Origin of the sequence: Paraburkholderia sp. SIMBA_030, from assembly GCF_046535245.1 — a bacterium.
Lineage (GTDB): Bacteria > Pseudomonadota > Gammaproteobacteria > Burkholderiales > Burkholderiaceae > Paraburkholderia.
This window is the reverse complement of sequence record NZ_JAWRXB010000033.1, coordinates 30,376-46,269: the sequence shown is the minus strand read 5'-3', so window position 1 is coordinate 46,269 and position 15,894 is coordinate 30,376. Positions and strand designations below refer to the sequence as shown.

Annotated in this window: 16 protein-coding genes and 1 pseudogene; 10 read left to right on the top strand and 7 right to left on the bottom strand. The window is 62.6% G+C overall.

The window, feature by feature from the left end; all coding sequences use genetic code 11:
- Positions 1 to 67: 67 nt before the first annotated feature.
- From SB772_RS37090 to SB772_RS37050, 9 genes and pseudogenes are all read left to right on the top strand, one after another.
- Entirely contained in the window at positions 68 to 1,009 is a 942-nt protein-coding gene (locus SB772_RS37090) for a universal stress protein (RefSeq protein ID WP_410838085.1), read from the top strand.
- Between the two features lie 43 nt (positions 1,010 to 1,052).
- A complete protein-coding gene (locus tag SB772_RS37085; RefSeq protein WP_410838084.1) occupies positions 1,053 to 2,033 on the top strand; it encodes a quinone oxidoreductase family protein in 981 nt (326 codons plus the stop codon).
- 10 nt (positions 2,034 to 2,043) lie between these two features.
- Entirely contained in the window at positions 2,044 to 2,892 is an 849-nt protein-coding gene (locus SB772_RS37080; protein WP_410838083.1) for a TauD/TfdA dioxygenase family protein, read from the top strand.
- A 57-nt stretch (positions 2,893 to 2,949) separates the two neighbouring features.
- Entirely contained in the window at positions 2,950 to 4,005 is a 1,056-nt protein-coding gene (locus tag SB772_RS37075) for a 3-keto-5-aminohexanoate cleavage protein (protein WP_410838082.1), read from the top strand.
- 161 nt (positions 4,006 to 4,166) lie between these two features.
- Positions 4,167 to 5,492, top strand: coding sequence for an MFS transporter (locus SB772_RS37070; protein WP_410838081.1), 1,326 nt, complete (start codon positions 4,167 to 4,169; stop codon positions 5,490 to 5,492).
- 22 nt (positions 5,493 to 5,514) lie between these two features.
- Positions 5,515 to 6,075 carry an RBBP9/YdeN family alpha/beta hydrolase gene (locus SB772_RS37065; RefSeq protein ID WP_410838080.1) on the top strand — a complete coding sequence of 187 codons (561 nt, stop codon included), beginning with the start codon at positions 5,515 to 5,517 and terminating at the stop codon, positions 6,073 to 6,075.
- A 55-nt stretch (positions 6,076 to 6,130) separates the two neighbouring features.
- Positions 6,131 to 6,472 (top strand): Rieske (2Fe-2S) protein, encoded by a 342-nt coding sequence (locus SB772_RS37060; RefSeq protein ID WP_410838079.1) that lies wholly within the window; start codon positions 6,131 to 6,133, stop codon positions 6,470 to 6,472.
- 138 nt (positions 6,473 to 6,610) lie between these two features.
- Entirely contained in the window at positions 6,611 to 7,036 is a 426-nt protein-coding gene (locus SB772_RS37055) for a BON domain-containing protein (RefSeq protein ID WP_410838078.1), read from the top strand.
- Between the two features lie 51 nt (positions 7,037 to 7,087).
- Positions 7,088 to 7,201: pseudogene (locus tag SB772_RS37050) on the top strand (hypothetical protein); the annotation flags it as partial.
- A gap of 1 nt (position 7,202) precedes the next feature.
- Here SB772_RS37050 and SB772_RS37045 read toward each other — a convergent pair.
- Complete coding sequence (locus SB772_RS37045) at positions 7,203 to 7,472, bottom strand: amidohydrolase family protein (protein ID WP_410838077.1); 270 nt, start codon at positions 7,470 to 7,472, stop codon at positions 7,203 to 7,205.
- A gap of 119 nt (positions 7,473 to 7,591) precedes the next feature.
- Here SB772_RS37045 and SB772_RS37040 point away from each other — a divergent pair, with 119 nt between their 5' ends.
- Complete coding sequence (locus SB772_RS37040; protein ID WP_410838076.1) at positions 7,592 to 7,888, top strand: LysR substrate-binding domain-containing protein; 297 nt, start codon at positions 7,592 to 7,594, stop codon at positions 7,886 to 7,888.
- 77 nt (positions 7,889 to 7,965) lie between these two features.
- On the opposite strand, the gene SB772_RS37035 is transcribed toward SB772_RS37040, so the two are convergent.
- From SB772_RS37035 to SB772_RS37010, 6 genes are all read right to left on the bottom strand, one after another.
- The gene (locus SB772_RS37035) at positions 7,966 to 8,604 is read right to left on the bottom strand and encodes a formate dehydrogenase subunit gamma (RefSeq protein WP_410838075.1); all 639 of its coding nucleotides are present in this window, start codon (positions 8,602 to 8,604) and stop codon (positions 7,966 to 7,968) included.
- Positions 8,594 to 9,514 (bottom strand): formate dehydrogenase subunit beta, encoded by a 921-nt coding sequence (gene fdxH / locus SB772_RS37030; protein WP_410838074.1) that lies wholly within the window; start codon positions 9,512 to 9,514, stop codon positions 8,594 to 8,596. Before fdxH ends, SB772_RS37035 begins: the two co-directional genes overlap by 11 nt.
- 20 nt (positions 9,515 to 9,534) lie before the next feature.
- Positions 9,535 to 12,606, bottom strand: a complete 3,072-nt coding sequence (fdnG, locus tag SB772_RS37025; RefSeq protein ID WP_410838073.1) for a formate dehydrogenase-N subunit alpha — start codon at positions 12,604 to 12,606, stop codon at positions 9,535 to 9,537.
- A 151-nt stretch (positions 12,607 to 12,757) separates the two neighbouring features.
- A complete protein-coding gene (locus SB772_RS37020; protein WP_410838072.1) occupies positions 12,758 to 13,420 on the bottom strand; it encodes an ankyrin repeat domain-containing protein in 663 nt (220 codons plus the stop codon).
- 70 nt (positions 13,421 to 13,490) lie between these two features.
- Positions 13,491 to 14,126 carry a c-type cytochrome gene (locus SB772_RS37015; protein ID WP_410838071.1) on the bottom strand — a complete coding sequence of 212 codons (636 nt, stop codon included), beginning with the start codon at positions 14,124 to 14,126 and terminating at the stop codon, positions 13,491 to 13,493.
- On the bottom strand, positions 14,123 to 15,856 hold the full coding sequence (locus SB772_RS37010; protein WP_410838070.1) for a pyrroloquinoline quinone-dependent dehydrogenase: 1,734 nt from the start codon (positions 15,854 to 15,856) through the stop codon (positions 14,123 to 14,125). Before SB772_RS37010 ends, SB772_RS37015 begins: the two co-directional genes overlap by 4 nt.
- Positions 15,857 to 15,894: the final 38 nt, after the last annotated feature.

Here is a 15,894-nt window from a genome sequence, read left to right as displayed (position 1 = left end):
GGAAAGGTTCCAATTTCACACGCCGATACGCCCGGCCTACAAAGCCTATCGGTGAGCAATCCATCTCATGTACCGTCACCTTCTCGTTCCAGTCGACGGCGCCGATGCGTCTATCGAAGCGCTCGGCCAGGCGGTCGAATTCGCCCAATCGATCGGCGCGCGCATCACATTCTGCCCGCTGCCGGCCGGACTCACGGCATCGGGCCCGGCAGCAGGAGCTGACGGACGCGCGCAGCCGGCCGACGACGAGGAGACATGGGAACTGCTCGCTCGGGCCGAAGCAGCGGCGCGCGCGCAGGGCGTACCGTGCTCGCTGGCCGTACCCGGCGTGGATGCGGCACCGCCTCCGCTTGCCGAGGTCGCGCGTGCGCACGGCTGCGATCTGATCTGCGTCGCCCCGCGGCGGTTGACGCCGTCGAGCGGGACACCGGAGCACGGCACGGCGACGGTCGACGGCGGCGGCATCGCGGTGCTGACCTGCGCGATCGATTCCCGCCCGGCAGTCGTGCAGGCGATCGGCATTCTGCTAGCCGGGCAACGCACGATCGCCGCACACCTGCATGCCGCGCTACGCGCCGCGCGGATGGCCCGCGGGTCGGACCGGCATCGCGAGGCCGCATCGCTGCACGGGATCGCGAGCCGCCTGAGCGAACTGCAGAGGCCGAAGCATCGCGCGATGACAGAAGCCCTTTTTGCGCGACTGCGCGCACGCACATCCGCAGTCGATGCGGAACTTGACGAACTGGAACGGCAGCATCAACGTGCCATCCAGATGTTCGACGAATTGGCCCAGCTAATTGCACGCGATGACGAATCCGCAGCGACCGGCGTGCCGCTCGAAGCGCGTCTGCACGCGTGCGCGCAATTCACCTGGGAGAATATGGGCCGCAAGGAAGGCGTTGTGTTGCCCGCCGCGCGGCGCTATTTGAGCGACACGGACTGGAACGCGCTGGCGCAGGCGTTTGGCGCCCGGTGCGTCGATGAATCGCCGCGTAGCTCGACGGTGTAAAGAAAGCGGGACTGAAAGCCCTCACAAAAGACTGGAGACATGAATGGCACATGCAATACGAATGTACGAAACCGGCGGCCCCGAAGTGTTGCGCTGGGAAGAGGTAGTCGTGGGCGATCCGGGCCCCGGCCAGGTCCGCCTGCGCCATGAAGCAGTCGGGCTCAATTTCGCCGACACCTACTTCCGCAGCGGCCTGTACCCGATGCCGCTGCCTGCCGGCATGGGTGTCGAAGCAGCGGGCGTCGTCGAGGCAATCGGTCCGGACGTGACTAACGTCGCCGTGGGCGAGCGCGTCACCTACACCGGCTTTCTCAACACGCTCGGCGCTTACAGCAGCGAGCGGCTGATCGCGGCGGCGCCGCTGATCCGGCTGCCCGACGGCATCTCGTGCGAGACCGCCGCCGCGATGACGATGCGCGGCCTCACGTCCGCCTATCTGCTGCGCCGCATCCACGCCTTCCAGCCCGGCGACAGCATCCTGCTGCACGCCGCGGCCGGCGGCGTCGGACTGATCGTGTCGCAGTGGGCGAAACTGCTGGGCCTGACCGTGATCGGCACCGTCTCGAACGAAAACAAGGCAGCGGTCGCCCGCGCGCATGGCTGCGACCACACGATCGACTACAGCCGCGAGGACGTCGCGAAACGCGTGCGCGAACTGACCGAAGGCGCCGGCGTCAATGTCGTGTTCGACAGCGTCGGCAAGGACACCTTCGACGCTTCGCTCGATTCGCTACGGCGGCGCGGCCTGATGGTCTGTGTCGGCACCGCCTCCGGACCGATTCCGCCGTTCAACCCGCAACTGCTTGCGATGAAGGGGTCGCTCTATCTGACCCGCCCGGCGCTTGCCGACTACATTGCCGATCCGGCCGAAAAAGACGCGCTGGCCGGCGAACTGTTCGGCCACGTCGCCGCTGGCCGCATCAAGATCGAGATCAATCAGCGCTACGCGTTGCAGGATGCCGCCCAGGCCCATCGCGACCTGGAATCGCGCCGGACGACCGGCTCGTCTGTCCTGTTCGTCTGAGGAAAGAACCATGCGGATCGAACCCCTTACCTGCAGTATCGGCGCGGAACTGGTCGGCGTTCGTCTCGCCGACGCGATTCACGACGATGGACTGTTCGCGGCAATCCGCGCGGCGCTGCTGAAGCACCGCGTCGTGTTCCTGCGCGATCAGGACATCACCCGGGGCGAACACGTTGCCTTCGCGCAGCGCTTCGGCGAACTCGAGGATCATCCGGTTGCGGGCAGCGACCCTGACAATCCGGGGCTCGTGCGCATCTACAAGACGCCCGACCAGCCCAATGACCGCTATGAAAACGCGTGGCATTCCGACGCGACGTGGCGCGTCGCGCCACCGTTCGGGTGCGTCTTGCGCTGCGTGGAATGCCCGCCCGTCGGCGGCGACACGATGTGGGCGAACATGGTGTTGGCGTATGAAAACCTGCCGCCGCACGTGAAGACGCAGATCGCCGATTTGCGCGCGCGCCACAGCATCGAGGCAAGCTTCGGCGCGGCCATGCCGATCGAAAAGCGGCTGGCGCTGAAAGCGCAATATCCAGACGCCGAACATCCGGTGGTCCGCACCCACCCTGAGACCGGCGAGAAAGTGCTGTTCGTCAATGGGTTCACGACGCACTTCACGAACTATCACACGCCGGAGCGCGTTCGCTTCGGCCAGGACGCCAATCCCGGGGCCAGCCTGCTGCTCAATTACCTGATCAGCCAGGCGCAGATTCCCGAGCACCAGGTGCGCTGGCGCTGGCAGAAAAACAGCATCGCGATCTGGGACAACCGCAGCACGCAGCACTATGCGGTGATGGATTACCCGCCTTGCCACCGCAAGATGGACCGCGCAGGAATCATCGGCGACGTGCCCTTCTGATCGCTCACCCCGACGGCCGCGCCGTCTCGCGTCAACCCCACTGAAACAGAGGAAAAAATGCAATTTCTCGACGACTCGTTGCACCCCGAAAACATGGAAAAAGTAGTCATCACGGTCGCGCCGTATGGGCCCGAATGGATGCCGGCCGACTTCCCCGAAGACATTCCGGTCACCATGGAAGAGCAGATCCAGAAAGCCGTCGACTGTTACGAAGCCGGCGCGACGGTACTGCACCTGCATGTGCGCGAACTCGACGGCAAGGGGTCGAAGCGGCTCTCGAAGTTCAACGAACTGATCGCGGGTGTGCGCGCCAGCGTGCCCGACATGATCATCCAGGTGGGCGGCTCGATCTCGTTCGCACCGGAAGACGACGGCCAGGCCGCCAAGTGGCTTTCCGACGACACGCGTCACATGCTGGCCGAACTCGAACCGAAGCCCGACCAGGTGACCGTCGCGATCAATACCACGCAGATGAACATCATGGAGCTGCTGTATCCGGAGTATCTGGAGGGCACCTCGCTGGCTAGCGAAGCCTTGAAGGCGGCCTATAGCGAAATGACCGTGCCCGCGGGCCCGGCGTGGGTGGAAGAGCACCTCAGGCGCCTGCAGGCCGCGAACATTCAGCCGCATTTCCAGCTGACCGGCATTCATGCACTGGAAACGCTGGAGCGCCTGGTCCGGCGAGGTGTGTACAAGGGGCCGCTGAATCTGACCTGGATCGGCATCGGCGGCGGCTTCGACGGCCCCAACCCGTTCAACTTCTTCAATTTCATTCACCGCGCGCCGAATGGCTGCACGCTGACCGCCGAGTCCCTGTTGAAGAACGTGTTGCCGTTCAACACCATGGCGCTCGCCATGGGCATGCATCCGAGGTGCGGCATCGAGGACACGATCATCGACCAGCACGGCAAGCGCGTGACGTCGGTACAGCAGATCGAACAGACCGTGCGTGTCGCGCGCGAGTTGGGCCGGGAGATCGCATCGGGCAAGGAAGCGCGCGAGATTTACCGGATCGGCGTGCAATACAAGGATATCGACGAGACGCTGAACGCCAACGGCATGACGCCAAACCGCCGTAGTGCCGCGAAAAAAGCGCCGCTGCAGGTTGCCTGAAGGCGCAACATCATGCGAGGTGTGGCCTTCCGGCACCCGCACCAACATTGACTGTTCAATGGCGAAGGCTGGGCGTCGCGCGATGCCCAGCCCTAAAAAAGGTCCGGTGCGCAGAGATGGGCACGAGAGAACCACGTCGGCGAGCATTGGAGGAGACAATCTTGTACTTTCACGATATCAAGCTCGAACCCGGCAACATTCACGCTGCCCCGGCGATCTCTCGCACGTATGCGTGGACCGTGTTTGCGCTGACACTCGGGCTGTTGCTGTCGGACTACATGTCACGGCAGGTTCTGAATGCGGTCTTTCCTTTGCTCAAGGCGGCATGGGATTTGTCGGATACGCAATTGGGCTCGCTCAGCAGCGTCGTTGCGCTGATGGTTGGAATCCTGACGTTCCCCCTGTCGGTGCTCGCCGACCGCTGGGGGCGCACGAACAGCATCGCGCTGATGGCGGGGCTCTGGAGTCTTGCCACGCTCGGCTGCGCCATTTCGACGAACTACGGTGAAATGCTCGTGGCGCGTGCGTTCGTCGGCCTGGGCGAAGCCGCCTATGGAAGCGTGGGTGTGGCGCTGGTCCTGAGCATATTCCCGTCTCACCTGCGCTCGACACTGACTGGCGCATTCATGGCGGGCGGCGCGTTCGGCTCCGTCCTCGGCATGGCATTAGGCGGCAGCATCGCAGCCCACCTCGGGTGGCGCTGGTCTTTCGGCTTGATCGCAACCTTCGGCCTTCTGCTCGTCATCGTCTATCGCATCGTCGTCACGGAAAAGCGGCTGGCGCGGCTGCGGGCGGAAGTCAGCGTCGAGGCGCCGTGCAGACCTGGCGTACGCCTGAGCTTCCGGTTGCTGATGCAGGGACTCTTTGCTTCCAGATCCGTGGTTTGCGCATACGTCGGCAGTGGATTGCACCTGTTCGTTCCCGCCGCCCTGTTTGCCTGGATGCCCAGTTTCCTGAACCGCTATTACGCGATGGCGCCCGGCAGCGCCGCGGTCGCCGCGTCTGGATTCGTTCTGCTAACGGGTGTCGGAATGGTCGCTTGCGGCATGCTGACTGACCGGATCAGCAAAGCGTTCCCGGTCAGAAAGTGGCTCACTGCGATTGTCTATTGCCTGGTGTCGTTCGCAGTGCTGGGAATCGCCTTCAGGTTACATGCGGGCCCGTTGCAACTTGTGTTGATCGGCGTCGGCATGTTTGTCAGCGCAGGCGCATCCGGACCTTCCGGTGCGATGGTCGCAAACCTTACGCCTTCATCCATCCATGCCTCCGCTTTTGCGACGCTGACGCTGGCCAATAACCTGCTGGGTCTGGCACCGGCCGCCGTCCTGACCGGGATGATCGCGGACAGAATCGGCCTGCTCGGCACCTTGCAGATCATTCCCGTTATCCCCCTTGTCGGCGCGGTCGCATTCTTCGCGGGCAAGCGGTCCTACGCGAAGGACCTGCGCCGCCTGAACGAAGCGCGCGGCTCGGCCATACCTAATTGATATTTTTCACGGAACCCAGCCGATGACCGCCTCTTTGCCACCTACCATCTTGATCGTTCCCGGTCTCCGGGATCACGTCGAAGATCACTGGCAAACGATTCTTTCACGCAAGCTGCCAAATGCACGCGTGGTGCCGCCGTTGGAACAAGACAAGCTGAGTTGCGCGGCGAGGATCGACGCGCTCGACCAGGCACTCGCCAGCATCACCGGTCCCGTGGTGCTGGTGTCGCACAGTGCCGGGGTGATGATCACCGTGCACTGGGCGCAGCATCACCAGCGTGAAATCAAGGGCGCGCTGCTCGCGGCGCCGCCGGATTTCGAAACGCCGCTGCCGGACGGCTATCCGACGCTGGATGCGTTGCGTCAGAACGGCTGGCTGCCCACGCCACGAACCCGACTACCGTTTCCGAGCATCGTGGCGGCCAGCACGAACGATCCCCTCGCGCGGATCGATGTGGTCACACAACTGGCGAGCGCCTGGGGCAGCCGTTTGGTCGACGTCGGCGCTGTCGGTCATCTGAACCCCGCCTCGGGGTACGGTGAGTGGCCGCGCGCTGTGGAATTCATCGACGAACTCAGCTGAGGAGCGAACCTGGCCAGTCAAAACATTCGCTTCATGGCGTGTGGGCACAACGAGATTGAAGGAGAACGAACTGTCACACCTTATCCCGATCGATCCTGCCGATGAGTTGTCCCCCGGGAAGCGCAAGATTGTTTTCGTCGACGGTCGCAGCATCGTCGTCTTCAATATCGACGGTGCCGTTTACGCGATCGACAATTGTTGCCCCCACAACGGCGCGTCGCTGGCAAGCGGCCAACTTGATGGCCACCTATTGCGTTGCCCAGCACACGGTTTGCGCTTCGATCTGACGACAGGCTGTACGCACGGGGCCGGTAGCTTGTGCCTGACGACTTTCCCGGTGCGAGCGGCTGATAGCGGGGTTGTTGCCGAAATCGAGTGTCAGCTTCCGAACACCTGATGCCCACGCTCAACAGGGAGCCATACGTGCCTTCCCACGCTCAGTCAGGCATGTCGCCCAGCCCATGGCGGACTTGACTTGCCGCACCGGGAGGACATAACGCGCAGCGTGGGTGCCCGGCCAGCAGTCATAGAGTGAATGAACAATCCCACGGGGATGTCTTTTAATCAAATAAACTGGAGAAAATCGATGAAAAAAACAACTGTACTCGGGTTGGCAGTTGCCGGAATGTTCGCCCTGGTGACTATCGGCGCGTGGGCGCAGTCCGGCCAGACAGGCGTTGCTTCGACCGGATCCGCCAAAGCGGCATCGGTTGGAGTCGATGCCAAAGCCGCTAAACGAGCGAATCGCGAGCTCGCCAAACAGGTTCGCACGGCGATTGCCAAAGACAAGAGCGTCAACGCCTCAAACATCAGCGTGCGAGCGAAAGGCGGTGCGGTCACTCTTTACGGAACCGTGCCGGCAGCGTCCCAGATCGACACAGCGGCCGCGGTGGCTAAAGCGGTGCCAGGCGTGACATCGGTCAAGAATCAGATCGTGGTTCAGAAGGTATTTGGCCAGTAATCTCCTTTTTGGGGAGCGCATTTGCTCCACGGGCCACGCGCATGCCAAACGCAACATGTGCGTTTGGATCTCGCCCTTGACGACCTATCCGCTCTGCGGCCCGCGTTCCAGAAGACCAGTGGCACCGTGACGGCAGGAAACACATCCGGTCTCAATGACGCTGCCTTCAATCGAGACCGCCATACACGGCCTCCCCTTCGAACAGCGTCAGTTCCACCGCCACCTCCGCCAGCCGATGCGATGTCACCGCGCGCAGGTAATCTGACAGCACCGCGAGCGACGCGGGGCGGCCGGGTGCGATGTGCCCGGCCCGATCGTCGAAACGCAGGCTGAATGCGGAATGATCGGTGTACGCCTGCATCATCACGTCGAGGTTGACGCGCTGCTCCGGGAGAAACACCGGCGCGTTCGGCTGGCCGGCACGCGCACGGCGCACGCAGTGCGGCGCTGTTCACGTAACCCGAGTGGACATCGTGGCCGATCAGCATCAGCGGACGGTCCGGCGGCAAGCGTGGCCACGTATCGGCGGCGGTCACGCCGATGGTGTTCCTGGGGGTGCTGCCCGACGTCATCGAACGCTTTCGCAAAAGCATGCCCCTCGCGGAGTTCACCTTCGAGGACGGCCTGATGCCCCACGTGCTCCACGCACTGTGCGATGGGTCGATCGATTTCGCGGTCGCGGCGCCCGCCGAAGACGAGGTCAGCGGCGAGTTCGATTTCGAACCGCTGCAGACGCTCGAAACGAGCGTGGCATGCCGGCGGGGGCACCCGCTGGAAACGGCAACCGAATGGCGGCAATTGCTCGACTGCAAATGGGTCATGAACCTCTCGCCCGGCGAGTCAGCACAGTAACCTGCTCGACTACCTGCGTCGATCGCGGCAGTTGCTGCCTACGCGCATCATCCGGACAAACACGTTTGGCGTCAGGCCTATTTGATGCTCTCACGGAACCAGCGTGGATGGTGCTTCCTCGCCCAGCCGAGCGTCACGGTGCCGCGCGTCATTGCGCCGATCGAGCCTTTGATCCACAGCGCCGCATAGACATGCACGATGATCCCCACGATCAGCACGAACGCCGTTACCGCATGAATCAACGCCGCCAGCCGTATCACCGAGACCGGATAGTAGTCCGAGAAATAGCGTCGCCAGATCACAATGCCGCTTAGCAGCAGCAGGATCAGGCATGCGGCCATCAGAAAGAAGAGCAACTTCTGTCCGGCGTTGTAGCGGCCGACCTCGGGCAGCTTGTCCTCGCGATTCGCAAGCACATCGTCGATCTGCCTGAGCCACTGGCGGTCGTCCCTGTCGAGCAGGTTGTGATGCCAGAAGCGCAGCGCAAGAATCAGGAACGACACGAACATCACCACGCCGACGAACGGATGCAGAATGCGCGTCCACTGTCCGCCGCCGAAAAGCGCGGTGAGCCAGAACATCGACGGATGAAACAGCGCGAGTCCGGACAACGCGAGCAGCACGAAACTGATCGCGGTAATCCAGTGGTTGGTGCGCTCGTTAGCGGTATAGCGCACAATCCGTTTCGCGTCTGCCGCCTTCTGGTCAACTTTCATCGGAACCCTCCTTCAGCCGGCGCGCCTCGTCGCGGGCGGCGGCCTCCTCTTCTTGCGTGACTTCGTTCGGACCGACGCGCGAATAGTGGAAAAACCCTGCAAGCGCCGCCAGCGCCATCGCACCCAATGCAAGCGGCTTCGCCACGCCCTTCCACAAACCGACCAATGGGCTGATGCTCGGGTTGTCCGGCAGCCCGTGGTACAGCGACGGTTTGTCCGCATGGTGCAGCACGTACATCACATGCGTGCCGCCGACGCCCGGTGGATCGTACAAGCCCGCATGCTCGAAGCCGCGCTCCTTCAGGTCCTCGATGCGCTCCGCCGCGTGCTGCTTCATGTCGTCCTTGGTGCCGAACACGATCGCGCCGGTTGGGCACGTCTTCACGCACGCTGGCTCCTGGCCCACCGCGACGCGATCCGAGCACAGCGTGCATTTATACACGCGATGATCCCGCTTCGAGATGCGCGGAATGTTAAATGGACAGCCGGTGATGCAATAGCCACAGCCGATGCAGTTTTCCTCATGAAAATCGACGATGCCGTTCGTGTACTGGACGATCGCGCCGGGTGAAGGACACGCCTTCAGGCAGCCGGGATCTTCGCAATGCATGCAACCGTCCTTGCGGATCAGCCATTCGAGGTTGCCATCCGGGTTCTCGTATTCGGCGAATCGCATCACCGTCCACGAGTGCTCGGTCAGGTCGGGCGGGTTATCGTAGACGCCGACATTCGTGCCGATTTCGTCGCGCAGGTCGTTCCACTCCATGCACGCGGTCTGACACGCCTTGCAGCCGATGCACTTGGTGACGTCGATCAGCTTCGCGACGCTGCCCGTAGCCGGCTCGCGCGCTGATGGCGGCTGCACCGTAGTGGCCGACACGCGCTTGATATCGAGCGATTGCAGTGCCATCGTGTTCTCCTCTCACGTGGTCAGGCTTTCTCGACTTTCACGAGGAAGGACTTGAATTCCGGCGTCTGCGTATTGCCGTCGCCGACCACTGGCGTAAGCGTATTGATCAGATAGCCCGGTTTCGCGAGACCCGTGAAGCCCCAATGCAAGGGAATACCGACGGTCTGCACCTTCTTGCCGTCAATCATCAGAGGTTGGATGCGTTTGGTCACCACCGCCACCGCAACCATATGCCCGCGATTCGACGACACCTTCACCCGGTCCCCGGCCGCCACGCCGACTTCCTTCGCGAGATCCTCTCCGATCTCGACGAATTGCTCCGGCTGAATGATCGCGTTGAGCCGCGCGTGCTTCGTCCAGTAATGGAAGTGTTCGGTGAGCCGGTAGCTCGTCGCGACATGCGGGAATTGCGCTGCCTTGCCGAACGCCGCACGGTCGCCCGGAAACACGCGGGCCGCCGGGTTGCTCGTGACTTGCTCGTGGTTCGGATGGAGCGGGTTGTAGCCGAGCGGCGTCTCGAACGGCTCGTAATGTTCAGGGAACGGGCCTTCGGCCATCCCATCGCGCGCAAAGAAACGCGCGACCCCTTCCGGGTTCATGATGAACGGACCCATGCCGGATTCCGGTGGTTCGTCCACCTTGTAGTCCGGTGTGTCAGCTCCGCCCCAGCTCTTGCCGTTCCACGCGATCAGCTTGCGCGTCGGATCGAGCGGCTTGCCGCTTAGGTCGCATGACGCCCGGTTGTACAGAATGCGCCGGTTTGCCGGCCACGCCCATGCCCAGCCGAGCGTCTGCCCGATGCCCGTCGGGTCGGCGTTGTCGCGCCGCGCCATCTGGTTGCCCGCCTGCGTCCACGCACCGCAGAAGATCCAGCAGCCGCTCGAGGTGCTGCCGTCATCCTTGAGTTGCGCAAAGCCCGCTAGCTGATCGCCTCGTTTCACGAGCACCTTGGCCGGGTCCTTCGGGTCGGCCACGTCGGCCAGCGCCTTGCCGCTATATTCCATCGCCAGTTCTTCCGGCGTGGGGCTAGCGGAGTTCGCATACGGCCAGTTCAGATTGACGATCGGGTCCGGAAACTTGCCGCCCTGCCCCAGGTACATCTTGCGCACGCGCAGGAACAGCCCCGACATGATGTCCAGATCGCTCTTCGCTTCGCCGGGCGGCAAAGCGCCCTGCCAATGCCACTGCAGCACGCGCCCCGAATTGACGAGCGAGCCGCGTTCTTCGGCAAAGCAACTGGTAGGCAGCCGGAATACTTCGGTCTGGATCTTCGACGCATCGACGTTGTTGAACTCGCCATAGTTTTTCCAGAACTCCGATGTCTCGGTGGCGAGCGGATCCATGATCACGAGCCACTTCAGCTTCGAAAAAGCGGCGGTCATCTTCGCCTTGTTCGGCGCCGCAGCAAGTGGATTGAAGCCCTGCGCGATGTAGCCGGTCATCTTGCCCTGGTTCATCAGCTCATACACCTGCAACATATCGTATGACTTGTCGAGTTTCGGCAGATAGTCGAAACACCAGTTGTTCCCAGCCGTCGCCGTGTCGCCCCACCACGCTTTCATCAGACTAACGAAGAAACTTCGAAAGTTCTTCCAGTAGCTCAACTGGTTCGGCCGCAATGGCTGCGACGCGCGCTTCGTTATATATGCCTCGTAGTCCTGTTCAGCTTGCGACGGCAGCGTCATGTACCCCGGCAGCAGGTTCGACAACAGTCCGAGGTCCGTCAACCCCTGGATGTTCGAGTGTCCGCGCAGCGCGTTCATCCCGCCGCCGGCGATGCCGATGTTGCCAAGCAGGAGTTGCACCATCGCACCCGTACGGATCATCTGCGATCCGACCGAATGCTGCGTCCAGCCAAGTGCATACATGATCGTGCCGGCGCGGTCCGGCGCGGCCGTGGTCGCGAGCATCTCGCACACCTTCAGGAATTTATTCTTAGGTGTACCACAGGTCTTTTCGACCATCTCGGGCGTATAGCGCGCGTAGTGCTGCTTCATCAGGTTGTACACGCAACGTGGATGTTGCAGTGTCGCGTCCACCTTTACGAAGCCATCGTCGCCACGCTCATAATCCCACGTCGACTTGTCGGGGTAGCCGTGCCTGGCGGCATCGTAGCCCGAATAGAGTCCATCGCGGAATGCGAAGTCCTCGCGCACGATGAACGGCATGTCCGTGTAGTTCTTCACGTACTCGTGCTGGATCTTGTCGTTGGTGAGCAGATAGTTGATCACCCCGCCCAGGAACACGATGTCCGTCCCGGTGCGAATCGGCGCGTAGTAGTCGGCAACCGACGCGGTCCGCGTAAAGCGCGGATCGACCACGATCAGACGCGCCTTGCGATGCGCCTTCGCTTCCGTGACCCACTTGAAACCGCACGGGTGCGCCTCGGCCGCATTGCCGCCCATCACCAGAATCACGTCCGCGTTCTTGATGTCGACCCAATGGTTCGTCATCGCTCCACGGCCAAACGTCGGGGCAAGACCTGCCACCGTCGGGCCGTGTCAGACACGCGCCTGGTTGTCGAATCCCAGTAGCCCCATGCTGCGGGCCACCTTGTGTGTCAGGTAACCGACCTCGTTGCTGCTCGCCGACGCGGCCAGCATACCGGTCGTCAGCCAGCGGTTGACCTTCTTGCCGTCTTCGGTGGTTTCGACGAAGTTGGCGTCGCGGTCTTCCTTCATCAGTTTGGCGATGCGATCGAGCGCGTCGTCCCACGAAATCCGCTTCCATTCATTCGACCCAGCCGCGCGATATTCCGGATACTTCAGCCGGCTCGGACTATGAATGAAGTCGATCAGGCTCGCGCCCTTCGGGCACAACGTGCCGCGATTGACCGGGTGATCCGGGTCGCCTTCGATATGAATAATGCTGGCCGTGGCGTTTTTCGCGCCGTCGCCCAGCCCGTACATCAGGACGCCGCAACCCACTGAACAATACGGGCAGGTGTTGCGGGTTTCAGTGGTACGCGCCAGCTTGTACTGCCGAACCTCCGCGAGCGCTGGTTCCGGCGAGAACCCCATCAGGGCGATACTCGATCCGGCCAGCGATGTGGCGGTAAGCGTCAGGAACTGGCGCCTTGTCAAATTGACCATGGTGGCGGCCCTCGGACGTGGTGTTGCACATCAACTAACAGTATAGATAGCGATTTCTGAATGTTCCGTTAGAGGCGACAGCGGATAAACCCTCAGTTGGCACGCCGGATTCCGCGTCGGCCGCACTCGATGAGGATGCCGAACCGGTTCGCTAGTGCGCGGACAACAGCACGGCCGCGTGAGCCGAGCCGGTCTGCGCAGCGATGTCCTGGGCGGTCATCCCGCGGTTGTCGCGCAGCGCCGGATCGGCGCCGCGCGCAAGCAGCAGCTTGATCGTGTCAGGATGATCGTAGCCTGCGGCCCACATCAGCGCGGTCAGGTTGTTCTTGTAGATGCGGTTGACGTCGATGCCGGCATCTAGCAAGCGCTGCACCACGGCCGTGTGTCCCTGCCCCGCCGCGTACTCCATCGCGGTTTTGCCGACCCGATCGGCAGCTGTCGGATCGGCGCTGTGCGCGAGCAGCAACGCGACGAGTTCGTCGTATCCGCCATAAGCCGCGGCCATCAGCGGTGTCACGCCCGACACGTCGGCCTGGCGGACGTTCGCGCCATGCCCGATCAAAGTCTGTGCCATCCCGGCAAGGCCTTTCTTGCACGCGGTGATCAACGCAGTGTCGCCGATCCGGTTGCGCGAATCCACTGCCGCGCCGGCTTCCAGTGCGGCCCGGACTGCCGCTTCGTCGCCGCTCCTGGCAGCGACCAGCAATTGCTGGTTCAGCGACGCGTCGGCGGCCATCGCGTCCGCCGGTAAGCCGGCGCCGTATGCGCTCACCAGCAGCACAACCCGCGCTATCCATCCTGCTGTTTGTCTCATGGCTCTCGCTCCCGCTCCCGCCTTAGCGGCTCACGCCCATTGCGTGCGGCACTGCAACATCGCCGCTGCGCTACTGCAGATTGGCGACGTAAGCGGCAAGGTTTTCGATGTCCTCGTCGGACAGCCCTTTACTGACACTCGTCATGTTGCCCGCATCGTTCGTTCGCCGGCGCGCCCGGAAGTCCTGCAATTGCTTGACGATGTATTGGTCGTACTGTCCCGCGACACGCGGAATCTCGTTCTGCCCGGAGAACCCACCGAGATGGCACATCGTGCACAACACCGCCTCCGCCTTGCGGCGCCCTGCTTCGACTTTGATGGGATCGGCCTTGTACGGCACCGGTTCGGGGCGCTGCGCGGCGAAGTAGTCAGCCAGATCCCGCATATCGTCACGAGACAGACCGGTGACGATCGGCGACATGCGCGGATCGCTGCGGCGTCCCGCCTTGAAGTCCTGCAGTTCCAGGTAGAGGTAGCGAGCGGTCTGTCCGGCCAGAATCGGATAGTCCGGGTTGGTGGAATTGCCCATCGGGCCATGGCAGGCCACACATACCTGCGCCTTCGCCTGTCCCGCAGCAACGTCCGCATGCGCGCCGGTGGGAAGCCCCCCGGCGCTCACGCAACATAACAACGAGATCGTCCAGATCCAACGCGCGCCCAGACACGCGCGCGCATCTTTGCCGGCATTCGCCACGGGCTCCCTCATGGCAACGCGAATACGACGACCGTATTGCCGCGCTTGAAGTCGATCTGCGTATTGCCGCCGGCGGCAACCGCAACGTACTGCTTGCCGTGGACCATGTACGACACCGCTGGCGCGTTCACTCCGGCGCCGCACTGAAATTCCCACAGCATCTTGCCGGTGGAAGCGTCGAACGCCCGGAACAGGCCGTTGCCCTCGCCGTTGAAGACGAGATCGCCGGCGGTCGCGAGCACGCCGCCGATCAGCGGCTGCTCGGTCTTGTAGGACCACGCAACCTTGCCTGTGTCGACATTGACCGCAACCAGCTTGCCCCACTGCGCCTCGGACGGGATCGTCTTGAACGCGCCGCCGAGCCACAGCTTGCTGCCGCCTGGATACGCGGTGTCTTCAACCTGATAGGTCATCGGCTGGTGCAGGTTCGCTGCATATGCGAGGCGCGTCTTCGGGTCGAACGCCATCGGGGACCATTCGACCCCGCCATTGGCACCCGGCAACATCCGCGCGCCGGCGGCGGTGGGCAGCGTCCACATGTTCTCTTGCGGAATCATCGCTTCCGAGAAACGGATCAACTTGCCGGTGCGCCGATCGTGGACGTACACGTGTCCAGTCTTTCCGCCCTCGAGCACACCCGGGATCATCTTGCCATTGGTGTCGCGGACATTGACAAGGATCGGCGGACTCGCCGCGTCGAGATCCCAGACGTCATGAGCGATGTACTGGTAGTGCCATTTGAATTTGCCGGTATCCAGGTCGATCGCGACGAGCGAATCCGTATAGAGATTGTCTCCGGGGCGGATCGCTCCATACAGGTCCGGGGACGGGTTGCCGACCGCGAAAATCACCGTGCGCGACTCCCGGTCGATCGCAGGCGTCATCCACACACCGCCGCCGAGCGTCTTGTAGAAGTCGCCGCCCTTGGCCGCAAGCTGCTGCTTTTCGGCATTGATATCGCGCTTCATGTCGCGGCCGGTCGCGTCTTTGGTCGCCCAGACACCCTCCTGTCCAGTGTCCGGAATCGTATAGAAGGTCCACAACAGGTTTCCAGACGCCGCGTCGTATGCCTTAACAAACCCGCGAATGCCATACTCGCCGCCATTGGTGCCAATCAGCACCTTGTCTTCGACGACGGCGGGTGCCATCGTCTCCGAGTAGCCGAGTTCCGGATCGGCAATCTGGATCGCCCACAGGACCTTGCCGGTCTTCGCATCCAGCGCGACCAGCTTGGAATCCAAAGTTGCCATGAAGAGCCGGTCGCCCGAGATCGCCACGCCGCGGTTGTTAGGCCCACAGCAGAACGTCGTAATCGGTCCCATCTTATGCTTGTAATGCCAGTACTCCTTGCCGGTCGCCGCGTCCACCGCATACAGGTGATTGAACGACGTCGTAATGAACATGATGCCGTGCGAAACGATCGGTGCCGTTTCCATCGACTCGTTGACGGCAGTCTGGAAGATAAAAACCGGCTTCAGTCTTGCCACGTTGGTCTTGTTGATCTGCGCACCGGGGTAATAGCGCGTCTGTGAGTAAGACCCGTTCGAATGAAGCCAGTCGGCTGTGCTGCCGCCAGCCGCGTCGAGTTGCTGCTGCGTGACCGGCCGGAGCACGTCCGGCATCGGCGCCGACGTGCTCGTTGCGGCGTTTTGCGCCTCGTCCGCACCGAATGCGGCGGACACACCGAGCATCAGCGCAAACTGGCAGGCGCAAATCGTTAAGGTACTGGGGAATGGATGCATGAGTGTCTCCTGGTTTTTAATTGCCTAGGGTATTCGTC